Annotated in this window: 15 protein-coding genes; 9 read left to right on the plus strand and 6 right to left on the minus strand. The window is 46.5% G+C overall.

Annotated features, from left to right (window positions below; all coding sequences use genetic code 11):
* The gene (locus C4H11_RS07610; RefSeq protein WP_106041121.1) at window positions 1-867 is read left to right on the plus strand and encodes an FKBP-type peptidyl-prolyl cis-trans isomerase; all 867 of its coding nucleotides are present in this window, start codon (window positions 1-3) and stop codon (window positions 865-867) included.
* Between the two features lie 70 nt (window positions 868-937).
* On the opposite strand, the gene C4H11_RS07615 is transcribed toward C4H11_RS07610, so the two are convergent.
* Complete coding sequence (locus C4H11_RS07615; RefSeq protein WP_106041122.1) at window positions 938-1,861, minus strand: carbohydrate kinase family protein; 924 nt, start codon at window positions 1,859-1,861, stop codon at window positions 938-940.
* Window positions 1,849-2,454: an SIS domain-containing protein gene (locus C4H11_RS07620; RefSeq protein WP_106041123.1), complete on the minus strand. Its 606-nt coding sequence runs from the start codon at window positions 2,452-2,454 to the stop codon at window positions 1,849-1,851. The genes C4H11_RS07615 and C4H11_RS07620 overlap by 13 nt, the downstream gene beginning before the upstream one ends.
* Window positions 2,455-2,971: 517 nt before the next feature.
* Between C4H11_RS07620 and C4H11_RS07625 the strand changes: the two genes are divergently transcribed.
* Entirely contained in the window at window positions 2,972-3,649 is a 678-nt protein-coding gene (locus C4H11_RS07625) for a WbqC family protein (protein WP_106041124.1), read from the plus strand.
* Between the two features lie 94 nt (window positions 3,650-3,743).
* Window positions 3,744-4,556, plus strand: coding sequence for an SDR family oxidoreductase (locus tag C4H11_RS07630; protein ID WP_106041125.1), 813 nt, complete (start codon window positions 3,744-3,746; stop codon window positions 4,554-4,556).
* A 116-nt stretch (window positions 4,557-4,672) separates the two neighbouring features.
* On the opposite strand, the gene C4H11_RS07635 is transcribed toward C4H11_RS07630, so the two are convergent.
* The gene (locus C4H11_RS07635) at window positions 4,673-5,323 is read right to left on the minus strand and encodes an NAD(P)-dependent oxidoreductase (RefSeq protein ID WP_106041126.1); all 651 of its coding nucleotides are present in this window, start codon (window positions 5,321-5,323) and stop codon (window positions 4,673-4,675) included.
* A 242-nt stretch (window positions 5,324-5,565) separates the two neighbouring features.
* Here C4H11_RS07635 and C4H11_RS07640 point away from each other — a divergent pair, with 242 nt between their 5' ends.
* Window positions 5,566-5,940 (plus strand): winged helix-turn-helix transcriptional regulator, encoded by a 375-nt coding sequence (locus C4H11_RS07640; RefSeq protein WP_106041127.1) that lies wholly within the window; start codon window positions 5,566-5,568, stop codon window positions 5,938-5,940.
* A gap of 100 nt (window positions 5,941-6,040) precedes the next feature.
* Complete coding sequence (locus tag C4H11_RS07645) at window positions 6,041-6,640, plus strand: epoxyqueuosine reductase QueH (protein ID WP_106041128.1); 600 nt, start codon at window positions 6,041-6,043, stop codon at window positions 6,638-6,640.
* A 153-nt stretch (window positions 6,641-6,793) separates the two neighbouring features.
* Here C4H11_RS07645 and C4H11_RS07650 read toward each other — a convergent pair whose 3' ends face one another.
* The gene (locus tag C4H11_RS07650) at window positions 6,794-7,147 is read right to left on the minus strand and encodes a helix-turn-helix domain-containing protein (RefSeq protein ID WP_106041129.1); all 354 of its coding nucleotides are present in this window, start codon (window positions 7,145-7,147) and stop codon (window positions 6,794-6,796) included.
* Between the two features lie 293 nt (window positions 7,148-7,440).
* On the opposite strand from C4H11_RS07650, the gene C4H11_RS07655 reads away from it, so the two are divergent.
* Genes C4H11_RS07655 through C4H11_RS07670 form a run of 4 tightly spaced genes read left to right on the plus strand, consistent with a single transcriptional unit; the run spans window position 7,441 to window position 10,367 of the window.
* Window positions 7,441-8,298 carry an ABC transporter ATP-binding protein gene (locus C4H11_RS07655; protein WP_106041130.1) on the plus strand — a complete coding sequence of 286 codons (858 nt, stop codon included), beginning with the start codon at window positions 7,441-7,443 and terminating at the stop codon, window positions 8,296-8,298.
* Window positions 8,298-9,122, plus strand: a complete 825-nt coding sequence (locus C4H11_RS07660) for a hypothetical protein (protein WP_106043228.1) — start codon at window positions 8,298-8,300, stop codon at window positions 9,120-9,122. The genes C4H11_RS07655 and C4H11_RS07660 overlap by 1 nt, the downstream gene beginning before the upstream one ends.
* Window positions 9,123-9,128: 6 nt before the next feature.
* A complete protein-coding gene (locus C4H11_RS07665; RefSeq protein WP_106041131.1) occupies window positions 9,129-9,500 on the plus strand; it encodes a GntR family transcriptional regulator in 372 nt (123 codons plus the stop codon).
* Window positions 9,501-9,509: 9 nt separating this feature from the next.
* Complete coding sequence (locus C4H11_RS07670) at window positions 9,510-10,367, plus strand: hypothetical protein (protein ID WP_106041132.1); 858 nt, start codon at window positions 9,510-9,512, stop codon at window positions 10,365-10,367.
* A 146-nt stretch (window positions 10,368-10,513) separates the two neighbouring features.
* On the opposite strand, the gene C4H11_RS07675 is transcribed toward C4H11_RS07670, so the two are convergent.
* Together C4H11_RS07675 and C4H11_RS07680 are read right to left on the minus strand one after the other, a co-directional pair.
* Complete coding sequence (locus C4H11_RS07675) at window positions 10,514-11,140, minus strand: thiamine diphosphokinase (RefSeq protein ID WP_106043230.1); 627 nt, start codon at window positions 11,138-11,140, stop codon at window positions 10,514-10,516.
* Window positions 11,141-11,545: 405 nt separating this feature from the next.
* Window positions 11,546-12,631 carry an IS110 family RNA-guided transposase gene (locus tag C4H11_RS07680; protein WP_106041133.1) on the minus strand — a complete coding sequence of 362 codons (1,086 nt, stop codon included), beginning with the start codon at window positions 12,629-12,631 and terminating at the stop codon, window positions 11,546-11,548.
* Window positions 12,632-12,679 lie beyond the last annotated feature (48 nt).

Genomic DNA, 12,679 nt, shown 5'->3' on the forward strand with positions numbered 1-12,679 from the left:
ATGAAAAAAGTATCATTTCTCATGGCTCTTGCAGTAGCCGCAGGGTTGGCTTCTTGCACAGCACAAAGTCCGAAAGCTAATTTAAAAACGGATCTCGACTCATTATCTTATGCCATCGGTATGGCACGTACGGAAGGCCTGGATCAATATCTGGCACAACAAGGTATTGACTCTACTCAGATGGCAGACTTCCTGAAAGGTTTTAACGAAGGAGCCGGCAAAATCGACAAGAAAGATGCAGCTTACATGGCAGGTCTGCAGGTAGGCCAGATGGTGAGCAAACAATGGGTAGATGGTTTCAACCAACAAATATTCGGAGGAGACTCTACGAAGACCATCAGCCGCGAAAACTTGTTGGCAGGCTTCGTTGCCGGCGTTATAGGCAAGGGTGGCGCCATGGATATGGCAAAGGCACAAGAGTATATGAACACTCAAATGGAAGCCATCAAAGAAAAAGCTACTGCCGAGAAGTATGCCGACAACAAAGCTGCCGGTGAGAAATTCCTTGCAGAAAACAAGGACAAAGAAGGCGTGGTAACCACTCCGAGCGGTCTGCAATACAAAATCATCACCAAAGGTAACGGCGCTATCCCGGCCGACACCAGCAAAGTGAAAGTGAACTACAAAGGTACGCTGATTGACGGAACAGAGTTCGACAGCTCTTACAAGCGCAACGAACCTGCCACTTTCCTTGCCAATCAAGTAATCAAAGGATGGACCGAAGCCCTCACAATGATGCCGGTAGGCTCAAAATGGGAACTTTACATCCCTTACGACCTTGCATACGGTTCAAGAGAAACCGGCGGCCAAATCAAGCCGTTCTCTACTCTGGTTTTTGAAGTAGAATTGTTGGGAATCGAAAAATAACACAGATGTATGATAAAAAATAAGGGCGTCTTATTAAGACGCCCTTATTTTTTATCATATAAGAAACCTATCAGTATTTATGCGCTTCGGCGAACTCTCTTGACACAGAGTTACAGAAACTCTTGCAAACCTCCGCCGCAAACTCTATGCCGCACCCGATGATTCTGTCCCAAGTAGTTTCACTCATGTTATTCAAGTCTCTATGTCGCACCCCGTACTTCAGCAACCCGTAGATGATACCGGCATTGAAATTGTCTCCCGCACCGACGGTGCTGACTGCTTCCAACGGCGGAATGGAATATTCCTTGGAGATGCTGCCGGTGCGCAACGATATCTGCTCTGCTCCTGCCGTGCATAGAAAGTTGGAGCAATAGAACTTGATTTTTTCCTTATAGATTTCGTCGGCTTCACGCCGGTTGTACATGTAAAAGAAATCTTCCTGCGAACCGCGCACGATGTCGGCATATTCCAGATTCTCGATGATGGTAGGGGTCAGCTTGATGGCTTCTTCTTTGTGCGATGAACGGAAATTGGGGTCGTAATACACAATCGCCTTTCCCCTGTGTGCCCTATCCAGCAATTCCGCCACTTTATCGCGTAACACCGGATTCAAGGCATAATACGAACCAATGATAACAATATCGTCTTCCTCTATTTCGGGATATACGATGTCCAGACGTTGCTTGGGGTAGTCTTTGTAAAAGATGTATTCTGCATCACTACGGTCGTTCAAGAAAGCAAGTGATACAGGCGACTTTCCGTCAGGAAAAACATTGACATGCTCCGTGGAGATTTTGTTCTCGCGCATGAACCCGAGAATCATGTTGCCCACATGGTCATTTCCGGTTTCACTGATAAAGCAGACGGGAACTCCTACGCGTCTCAGCGAGACGATGCCGTTGAACACCGAACCACCGGGCACAGCCGCTGTGGGCTGTTCGTTGCGGAAAATGATGTCCAGTATGGTTTCTCCGATACCTATTACTTTACGCATAGCGATCTTGATTTTTCTCCGAGATAGCCGCCATGATGGCGTTTGGAATAATCTTCGATGGTAAATCCCGTCTTTTTCATGGTCTGCACCACCAGAATATCTCCTATGACGGTCATTGCCGTAGTAGAAGTGGTGGGAGTCATGCCCAAGGAACAGACCTCTTTGGGACTTCCCGTACCGAGGCATACGTCAGATTCGTTTGCCAACGGACTGTTGAGGTTACCGGTAATTACAATGAATTTCAATGTCGGGTTCAGATTATGTGCCAACTGTGTCAGCTCTACAATCTCGCGAGTCTTTCCCGAGTTGGATATGAGCAACAACAGATCGTTTTCTTGCAAGATGCCGAGGTCACCGTGTTGTGCTTCACTGGGATGCAGAAAAACGGAAGGGATGCCGGTGGAGCAAAAGGTAGTAGCTATGTTCATGGCTATCTGTCCTGCCTTGCCCATACCCGAAGTCACCAGTTTTCCTTTTTTGCGATGCACTTGTTCGACGATAAGCTCCACGGCTCGTTCGTACGCGTCCGTCACAGGGATGTTCAATACGGCTTGCGCTTCTTTCTTCAAAAGCTCTTGAATGGATTCGATCATTATACCTGAATTTGGTTAGTAATTAGGTTATAGTTCGCAAATATCCGCAATTTTCCATAAACGGCAATAAGTTTTGTTTTATTTTTATTGCCACAGAAAACACGATAAGTTCCACTAAGAAGTGCAAATAGTCTCTGTGAAGACTCAATGCCTTTTCTCACACAATCTGAAAAGACAGAGGTGATTTCTTCTTTTCTTGTGATACCCGATACCGCAATTCTTTATGCTTATGGAAGCCTGAGATCATACGAGAGCAAGCTTAAGCTCACACTTGAAAGGAGCTTTTCTCACAAGACATTCTGCTTTTTTTGCCGAGGCCATACCTATAAACATTCCTTTTTCCCTAACTTTGCGTCAGCGTTACAGATAAGATAACTTATTTCAATGAAGAACCTGTATCATCTGCACCCCCCCAAAACTCCTGTTGAGCATGGCATTGTTGTGTCCAAGTTCCGGACAACCAGCAAATCGTATAGGAGAAAAACAGATACTAAATCGTCAAACAAGTAACAAGAAAATGCGAACAGTACTTCTTTCATCCGCCTATCTGGCTCCGGTGCAATATTACACCAAACTGCTGGCATACGACAAAGCACTCATCGAACAGTGCGACCATTACATGAAGCAAACCTATCGCAACCGTTGTACCATCGCGGCTCCGGATGGTGAGCTAACCCTTTCCGTTCCCATCGTGAAACCGGACAGCCCGAAATGTATCATGCGCGACATACGCATCTCCGACCATGGTAACTGGAGGCATCTGCATTGGAATGCCATATCGTCTGCCTATAACCACACTCCTTTTTTTGAGTACTACAAAGACGACTTCCACCCTTTCTTCGAAAAGAGATACGAGTTCCTCGCTGATTTCAACGAAGAGCTTTGCCTCCTTGTTTGTTCACTGATAGACATGCAACCCGATATGCAGCGCACTGCCGAATACCGGACTGAACTCACCCCCGATGAGGCAGATTTCCGCGAACGTATCCATCCCAAGAAACACCTCGCGCAAGAAGACACAGAGTTCTTTTCACACCCTTACTATCAAGTCTTTCAAGAGCGGCTCGGATTTTTGCCTAACCTAAGTATCATCGATCTACTCTTCAACATGGGACCTGAAAGTCTGCTCGTACTGCAACAAAGCTACACCGGACAACAGACCGTGAAACCCGCTTTCATCACTTTGAACAAGTGACAGAACCAAAATATATTTAATCGGCTTTCAGCGCATCAATGAGATTAATACTTAATTTTGCAGGCAGACAAAAATTACTTTTAATAGCAAAATCATGAAGAACTTATTCAACATCAAAGACAAAGTAGTGGTCATTACCGGAGGAACCGGAGTGTTGGGACGTGCCATCGCCGCCCATCTGGCCGAAGAAGGAGCCAAAGTAGTAATCTTAGGACGCAAGGCAGAAACAGGAAACGCCATCGTTGACGAAATAAAAACTGCCGGCGGAGAGGCCATGTTCCTGATTACCGACGTGATGAACCGAGAGCTGCTGGAACAAAATCTGGCCGACATACTGAAAGCATACGGGCGGGTGGATACCTTGTTGAATGCTGCAGGCGGCAACATGCCCGGAGCCACCATAGCCCCCACGGGAACTTTCTTCGACTTAAAGGTCGAAGAATTCCAAAGAGTGTTCGACCTGAACCTGACGGGAACCGTGCTACCCACGCAGGTATTCCTCAAACCGATGACGGAACAGAAACAAGGCGTCATCGTCAACTTCTCCAGCATGGCGGCTTTCCGTCCCATGACACGCGTGGCCGGATATGCAGCCGCCAAAGCAGGTATCAGTAACTTCACCGCTTTCATGGCCACCGAGGTAGCAAAGAAGTTTGGTGAAGGAATACGCGTAAATGCCATTGCGCCGGGATTCTTCCTGACGGAACAGAACCGCTCCTTGCTGACCAACCCTGACGGAAGCTACACACAACGCGGACAAGACGTCATCCGGCAAACTCCTTTCGGGCGCATGGGTCGTGCCGAAGAGCTGTGCGGAACCATCCAATACCTCATCAGCGACGCTTCGAGCTTCGTCACCGGAACCGTTGCCGTGGTAGACGGAGGATTCAATGTCTTTGCCATGTAACGGGAAGTAGGCTCTTTCCGATTCGAAGTGAAAAATCTCAAGATTCCTTCTCTTCCGCCTTCCTCGCCTCCTTTCTTTCAAGATAGAGAGAGCCGAAGCAGGCGGAAGAAACTACTTCAATATCCGATGGTGAAGCGTGTTTTGTGATGAGCGGGTTTCTCAAGTTCGTTTACCATGGCCATCGCATAGTCTTGAACAGAGATGTGGCTATTGCCGTTTTCATCAACAATCAAATCATCCTTTCCCAAACGGAACTTGCCGGTCTTTTCGCCTTTCTCGTCGAAAGTGCCTGCCGGAGAGAAAAAGACCCAGTCGATATCGTTCTCGTTCATCAGCGTGTCAAGATAGAAATTGCCGAGCGGGCGTACACCATCCATAATCTCTGCGGGGATAGCACCCGAGTCGACAACACGCAATCCCGGTTTCACGAAGAGCGTTCCTGCGCCTCCTACGATGAGCAGACGATCTACTCCACTCTTCTTGACAGCTTGAAGAATCTTTGGATAGTTGGTCTCGATGAGTACCTTGATATCAGGATTCATCCAACCGGGATTGTAGGCCGAAATAACGGCATCCTTGCCCTTTGCAATCTCGGCAATGGCGTCTACATTGCCTACATCTTCTCTAACAGCAGTGATCGAAGCGTGCTTGGGAAGTTTATCTATGTCACGAACCACAGCCGTCACTTTGTGACCGCGTTCCACCAACTCGTTCAGAACAGCCGAACCTACAAACCCCGTTGCACCGATTAAAACTACATTTGCCATAACTTGTTTCCTTTCTTTTAAGATTATTATTAGTTTTGATGTTGCAAAATTACATCGAAAAAGGCACCCCTGCAAGAAGGCACTTTTTCGTTTCATGGTTACCGAAAAGTAAGAATTGTGTATATATGCAGGACACACAAGTTTGACATTAACTCAACTTAACATTATTGCCTCATTTTTGTCATCACATTTTTGGAGTTACAGTCTCTTTTGGTTACTTTCGTCAGATAAAATCAAGTAACATGGCAGATGTAAAAGCAGAATATCTGGCTTGTCCCATCAGGCAGGTCATCGGTAAGTTCGGCGACAAGTGGTCTTTGCTCGTCCTTTATTCACTCTACAAAAGCGAAAGGGGTATTCTGCGGTTCAACGAACTGCGAAGTCACATGACCGACTGTTCTCAGAAGATGCTTTCGGCAACGTTGAGACACCTTGAACAGAGCAATCTTATTCACAGAGAAGTCTATCCCGTTGTCCCACCCAAGGTTGAATATTCCCTTACCGACACCGGACGCTCGCTGATGCCCGTAATGATGGTCCTCATCGACTGGGCAAAACAACACTTCAACGATGTTGTTACAAAAAATATCGTTGAAGGAGCTATTGATAAAGCTTAGCCCCATAATCTTATCGTCCGTCAAGCACATTATGCAACCCAAACAATAAGGTTTCATTAGCCTAAAGAAGTCGTAAAAAAACAGTAAAACCGGAAGTATCATGTTGAAAATTCAAACGCCTAACGGAGACAATCGGGTGCTGCTGCACTCATGTTGCGCCCCTTGCTCTTCCGCCATCATCGAGTGCATGCTGGAAAACGGTATCCGCCCCACCGTGTTCTACTGTAATCCCAATATCTATCCGCAGGAGGAATACGAGATAAGAAAGAGCGAGGCGATACGTTTCGTGACCTCCCTGAACCTCGACTTCGTCGATTCCGACTATGACCATGCGCACTGGTTGCACACCATGCAAGGACTGGAGAATGAACCGGAACGCGGCGGTCGTTGTTTGAAGTGCTTCACCCTGCGGCTGACGGAAACCGCCCGCTATGCTTCGGAGCATGGCTTCTCTGTATTCACCACCACCCTTGCCTCCTCGCGGTGGAAAAGTCTGGAGCAAATCTTCGAGGCAGGACGCCGTGCCGCCGCCCGCCATCCCGGCACCTTCTTCTGGGAACAGAATTGGCGGAAAGGCGGATTGCAAGACCGACGGAACCAACTTCTGAAAGAATATGACTTCTACAACCAGCAGTATTGCGGATGCGAGTTCAGCATACGTCCGGCAGAAACAGAGAACCAAAAGGAATTACATGTTTGAGGAAGATCAAGAAGAAGTATATGCTCCGTATCAAGTCCGTTTCTATAGATGTGGAGTGACTTTTCCTGATTTCACTATACACTTTCGACGTATAGGTGCCGAAATAATGGACACAAGTCAATCCTGTCACAACTTATAGAATTATACACCCTCTCAAAAGCCCAACATGGCGGCAGGTGGTATATTCAATACTCGGCAAAGCAAGCGGGCTATCTTTAAAGTTGGTTCTGAACGTCCGGCGATGTAATCATTTACCCGTGAAGGGCTTATTCCTATCTCGGTAGCCAGTTGCTTCTGGCTCATTCCTTTTTCTTCAAGAGATAATTCTATCAGTTCTGCAACAGTTGGTTTTTCTATCGGATAATGTTCTTTTTCGTAAGCTATCACAATGTCGGACATAACAGTGAGTTCTACCGCATTCTTATCGTTTGCCGGAGTATTGTCATCAACCACAAGCAGGAGTTCCTCTACTCTTGCCAATGCAAATTCATATTGTTCTTTCGTCACTTTATACTTCTATTTCTTAAATGGTTGAACAATTTATTTTATCATATTCCTTGTGAGTATCGACCCAACTAAAATAATTTTCAGAAATAGTTTCATATAATAGAATTCAATCCTTTTTAGTATAGGGTAAAACATATCGGTGTGCAGGAAAAGAGAAGTTTAATAAGCGCTTTTCTTATCCCGAACTCAAGTTATAAAAAAATCCAATTAAAAATTTGCTGTTTCGAAAAGAATATATACTTTTGCGGTGTACTATTTTACTAATACACCAAAACTCTAATTCATCTAAGTATATGCTACAAGTAGAAAACATTTCATTCAGTTATCGTCAAGGCAAGAAAGAGGTGCTGGACGATTTCTCCCTCTCATTGGAGAAAGGCAAGGTTTATGGACTATTGGGCAAGAATGGAGCCGGCAAGTCCACTTTGCTCTATCTGATGAGCGGTTTGCTCACTCCCAAGCACGGGAAAGTGATGTATCACGATGTCGATGTACGTCGTCGGTTGCCCATTACGTTACAGGACATGTTTCTGGTGCCTGAAGAGTTCGAGCTTCCGGCCATTTCCCTTGTCAGCTACGTGGAGCTGAACAGCCCGTTCTATCCGCGTTTCAGCAAAGAAAATATGGTGAAGTACCTGCACTATTTCGAGATGGAGCAGGACATCAACTTGGGCGCACTCTCCATGGGGCAGAAGAAAAAAGTGTTCATGAGCTTTGCTTTAGCCACCAACACTTCGTTGCTACTGATGGACGAACCCACCAATGGGCTCGACATTCCCGGCAAGAGCCAATTCCGCAAACTCATAGCTTCCGGCATGTCGGATGACAAGACGATTGTCGTTTCCACCCACCAAGTAAGGGATATCGACAAGATTCTGGACCATGTGCTCATCATGGACAACAGGCATGTGATGCTCGACGCCTCCACGACCGATATTTGCCGCAAGCTCCTCTTTGTAGAAAGTGACAATCGGGAATTGGCGCAGAAAGCACTGTATGCACTGCCTTCCGTGCAAGGCAACTACCTGATGCTGCCCAATGCAGACGGTGAAGAATCGGAGATAAATCTCGAGCTGCTGTTTGGGGCGGTGCTCTCCTCTCCCGGGAAAATAGCGGATATGTTTCACTCTAACTCTAACAAACAAGAATGATGATACGTGATACCTTTTTTAGTATGCCCCGCTTTGTGAGCCTGTGCCGCAAGGAAATGGTGGAAAACTGGAGAGCCAATGTGCTGCGCATGGTGCTGATGTACGGCATAACGGCGATAATCTTTATATGGAACGGATATCTTGAATATACCGATTGCAATTGGGAAGGAATGGCCGAAGACCCGGCATGGACTTTTGATATAGTAACATTTATTTGGAGTATTGTCCTCATGGGCTGCCTGAGCGCATCGTTCATCATGGAACGAATGAAGACGAAGACCGGCCGTACCGCCACGCTGATGACACCTGCCACGATGTTCGAGAAATTCTTCTCACGCTGGCTGGTTTTTACCTTCGGCTTCTTGATCACGTTCCTGCTATCCTACAAACTGGCAGACTGGACCCGCGTACTGTATTTTACGGCCAAATACCCCGAAGTGAGCCAAATAGCCTCCGTACCGCTTTCAACCTATCTCGTAGGTCCGGCAGAGCATTGGACGGCTTTTAAGGATTGCAACCTTTTTGTTTGGGGCATCAGCTTTTATTTTCTCCTGCAGTCCTGCTTCGTGCTGGGCAGCTCCATCTGGCCCAAGAATGCTTTCCTCAAAACATTTGCCGCCGGAGTTGTCATCGTCATAGTCTACTTGCTGATTGGTACAGGATTGGCAAAAGCGTTCTTCCCCGATAATTATGTGAGTGACAATTTCCTCACGGAAGACCAAGTCTCCTTTTGGGGAACCATCCTATGTTCGCTTGCCGCCCTCTTCAACTGGGTGCTTGCCTATTTCCGTTTCAAAGAATCAGAAATCATTAACCGTTGGTGATAAAGTATGAATTTCAAAGAAAGTAAAGCCATCTACCTGCAAATAGCAGACCGCATCTGCGACGAGGTGATTCTCGGACAGTATCGGGAGGAAGAGCGCATTCCCTCGGTGCGTGAGTATGCGGCTGTGGTAGAAGTCAATGCCAATACCGTGATGCGCTCGTACGACTACTTGCAGACGCAAGGCATCATCTACATCAAGCGGGGTATCGGCTACTTCGTGGCAACCGGTGCGCGCGGGCTGATTCATTCCTTGCGAAAAGAATCTTTCCTGAAAGAAGAAGCGGACTACTTCTTCAAACAAATACACATGCTTGGTGTGACCGAGAAAGAACTCACAGCCATGTACCGGGCATATAGTAAGAAACAAAATAAATAAAGACAGATAATGAAACGAACAAGTTATATCATATTGGGAGTGCTGCTTGGCGGGCTGTTGCTGATGAGTGGCACGATATTCTACATATCAAAGTATGGACTGAGCAGAGACGATTATGAGCTATATTTCACTGAAGCACCCAAAACCTTTCCACTTCCGGAATGCAAAGTATTGAAGATTTTTGTGCCGAGGAAGAATCACACCATGAATGACGACGTAAAAATCAAGGAAGCATCTTTCGCCGGAATCCCTTTAGAGATATCTCCTGCCCACTCGTCAGCTTCGGGCAGCATCTCTTTCGCCGCCGACTTAAAGCCCTTTGTTTCCATAACATCCGTCGAAGATACAGTGACTGTATCGTTTGCCTTTCCCCCGGAAAAGCTGGACAAAAAATTCGCCGACAGACATTGGCTGAGCGTGAATTCCCAAACCGGCATGACATTGTCTGTTCCCTCCGGCGTACAGCATATTGTATCCAACACATACGATCAGAAGACCACGTTCAGAGGCTTTGAGTGCGACAGCCTGAGTCTTTCTTTCAGCCGCAGTTATGGCCCGATCGTAATAGAGAAAAGCCATTTTCGCTCCCTCCATATTCAAAGTGGGAATAACTGGCATTTTAAAAGTGGCTCAGCAGAGAATATATATCTCAACTTAGATGCAATAGGAAACTGGGCAGTAAATACGGAATCCTTTTGCATCGACACGGAATACCTGAGCGGCAGTCATAACTCATACTGCACATTACAGAAAAATGAGTGCCGGCAAATGTTATGGACACCGTTGACCCAAAAGGCGACTTTGAATGTAGAACTGAAGGCCGGAGGGAAAGTGCAGCTGATAGATAAGCCGCAACCTACGGAATAACGCGGCAATCCGAAAAACAGGCTGTGACAGCTGCTCCGTACCAACTCCGTTTCTCCTCCGTATAGTAAAGATACGGAGTTGGTACAATGTTGATACTGTTTGGGCATGCCTCCGACCGTAAGAGTACTTCCCAAAGAAATCCCGGACTAATGATTGATAATCACTAAATACTCCCCTTTCGCTTCAATGGAGAACTCGGTACCGATGCACTCGTTGAGTGTACCTTGCCACCAATTGGTGAAGTCGCTGAGGGGATAGACCAATCCTTCGGCGTGCAGCCCGCAGGCTGTGAAGTTGATGATGGATACTTGCTGTTGCGGCCGGCATGGAAAGGTTTGGCCATCCCGGCAAGGGATGATGACACAGTAGTCGGTATAGGTGCGTACATCGGCTCCTGCACGCATATAATCAATAAGCAGGCTGATATTTCCCAATGTGTGGTCTTCACGTTTTCCGGTGGCGCCGACAATGGCTATGCGCTGTTTGCCTTGTGCCAGTAGAAAGTGGACGGCTTTGGTCTGGTCGTTAGTCTCTTGGTCGCTGATGCGGTGCAGAAGTTGTGCGCAACGCAGCCGATTCTCCTTGCTTAGCGAGTCTCCATCGCCTATAATCGCGTCAGGCAGGTTTCCTCTGCGGATATATTCGTCGGCCCCCCCGTCACAGCACGCCACATAGGAGGCGTGGCTCAATACCTCCAACGGCAGACGGTTTGTAGGATATTCTCCGTTTGCCAGAACCACCGCTTCCGCTTTCCAAGTTTCCATACTTTCCATATCTTCTTTCCATTTAAAATCCAAACAAAGTTGGATAATTCATTAATAATTAACTTTTGTATTATATCTTTGTATCAGGATGTTAAGAGGAAGTAGGCTCTGCTGAGGAGCAACCTACCAGCGATAAGCATCCTGACGGCACGCAGTAATGCTACTTGTGGAGGCGGTTACACGCCTCTCTTTTTGTATTACTGATACTGTCTGATATGGCTAAGAAAACCTGAGCCAAAATCCTATGGTAAAACAAACTTTCCACAGCGGACATCAACGAAGTGAGCCGCAAGTTCCTTTATCAGTCAAACCATGTAATGAGAGTTACAGACTTTTTTGAGCGGACTTCAAAGCCGCAAAAGATATGTAGTATTTCTCTCAAAAGAAAGTTGTTTTACCTTATAGGATTCTATATCATTTGATAACACATGGCACATATTCCTTTTCATGTTTAAGTACAAAATAGACTCTGTTCACTAACCGTCTGGCAATTTTCACAATAGCCTTTTGCGGATTCATCCGTTTCCGGTATTCCGTATAAGCCATTGTCATGGCCGGGTCTTTCCGGATGGCAACCCATGCGGCTTCCACCAACAGACACCGGAGCATGAAATGCCGACGGGGTGTAATGTCACCCACATTATCATTATCACCACTGGAATGACACATGGGAACCAATCCAATGAAAGAGGCTAAATGGTCCGCATTGCTGAAACGGACAATATCGTCAATCTCGACCATCAGGGTAGCGGCGGTTGTAACACCTATACCCGGAACGGATGTCAGCAGGCGTATCGGTTTGTCGAATGGTGCTTTCCGGGATATTTCACGGATGGCACGTGTTTCCTGCAGCAGCATCTTCCTCAAGCGGATGAACTGCTCAAGGTGAAGCTCCAGTGTTTTCTTTCCATACTCCGTTGAGAGTTCAAGGCAGTGCAGCCAATTCAGAAAACGCTTCGACCAGCACCCGATTGAACTCCGGGTAAATTCTTCCGGTATTTCCACTCCATGGAAACGAAGCAATGATTTGATACGGTTCTTGGCACGTGTGCTGTCTTTTACTATCAGGTTTCTCAGCCTTATCAAAGAGCGCATTTCCAGGATGTCAGTTCCCGGAACATATATCCCTTCTAACGAACCTGAACGTAACTCACGGGCGAGCTTGTTGCAATCCACCGCATCGGTCTTACGTAATTTCTCCTTGCTCATCGTCGGAACATCCGCAGGATTGACCACTATATTGTTGATACCTAAATCCGTCAACTTCTCGTGTATCCAGAAGCCACAGAAACCGGCTTCATAAACTGAGAAGTAATCGGCACCCGGATAATTGCTTACCAAATATTTATGCAACGCTTCCGGCTCCGGATCTTGTCTGAATCTTCTCAGTACTGAATGTTCCGATAAGATTGCTACCGACCAACTCTTCAGGTGGACATCAATTCCTACGTAAATATTTTGTCCACTAAAATCTAATGTGTTACTTTGTACACGTTTCATAAGCTATATCGTTATGAGTTAATATTGTTTTTTTCACTTACAAAGTTA

Source organism: Bacteroides zoogleoformans (genome assembly GCF_002998435.1).
Lineage (GTDB): Bacteria > Bacteroidota > Bacteroidia > Bacteroidales > Bacteroidaceae > Bacteroides > Bacteroides zoogleoformans.

Excerpts from the sequence above, each read along its gene's own strand:
- C4H11_RS07640 (WP_106041127.1), top strand. The coding sequence starts at position 5,566 with ATGGCAGATGTAAAAGCAGAATATCTGGCTTGTCCCATCAGGCAGGTC.
- C4H11_RS07625 (WP_106041124.1), top strand. The coding sequence starts at position 2,972 with ATGCGAACAGTACTTCTTTCATCCGCCTATCTGGCTCCGGTGCAATAT.
- C4H11_RS07655 (WP_106041130.1), top strand. The coding sequence starts at position 7,441 with ATGCTACAAGTAGAAAACATTTCATTCAGTTATCGTCAAGGCAAGAAA.
- C4H11_RS07645 (WP_106041128.1), top strand. The coding sequence starts at position 6,041 with ATGTTGAAAATTCAAACGCCTAACGGAGACAATCGGGTGCTGCTGCAC.
- C4H11_RS07670 (WP_106041132.1), top strand. The coding sequence starts at position 9,510 with ATGAAACGAACAAGTTATATCATATTGGGAGTGCTGCTTGGCGGGCTG.
- C4H11_RS07680 (WP_106041133.1), bottom strand. The coding sequence starts at position 12,631 with ATGAAACGTGTACAAAGTAACACATTAGATTTTAGTGGACAAAATATT.
- C4H11_RS07660 (WP_106043228.1), top strand. The coding sequence starts at position 8,298 with ATGATACGTGATACCTTTTTTAGTATGCCCCGCTTTGTGAGCCTGTGC.
- C4H11_RS07635 (WP_106041126.1), bottom strand. The coding sequence starts at position 5,323 with ATGGCAAATGTAGTTTTAATCGGTGCAACGGGGTTTGTAGGTTCGGCT.
- C4H11_RS07665 (WP_106041131.1), top strand. The coding sequence starts at position 9,129 with ATGAATTTCAAAGAAAGTAAAGCCATCTACCTGCAAATAGCAGACCGC.
- C4H11_RS07615 (WP_106041122.1), bottom strand. The coding sequence starts at position 1,861 with ATGCGTAAAGTAATAGGTATCGGAGAAACCATACTGGACATCATTTTC.
- C4H11_RS07675 (WP_106043230.1), bottom strand. The coding sequence starts at position 11,140 with ATGGAAAGTATGGAAACTTGGAAAGCGGAAGCGGTGGTTCTGGCAAAC.
- C4H11_RS07610 (WP_106041121.1), top strand. The coding sequence starts at position 1 with ATGAAAAAAGTATCATTTCTCATGGCTCTTGCAGTAGCCGCAGGGTTG.
- C4H11_RS07620 (WP_106041123.1), bottom strand. The coding sequence starts at position 2,454 with ATGATCGAATCCATTCAAGAGCTTTTGAAGAAAGAAGCGCAAGCCGTA.
- C4H11_RS07630 (WP_106041125.1), top strand. The coding sequence starts at position 3,744 with ATGAAGAACTTATTCAACATCAAAGACAAAGTAGTGGTCATTACCGGA.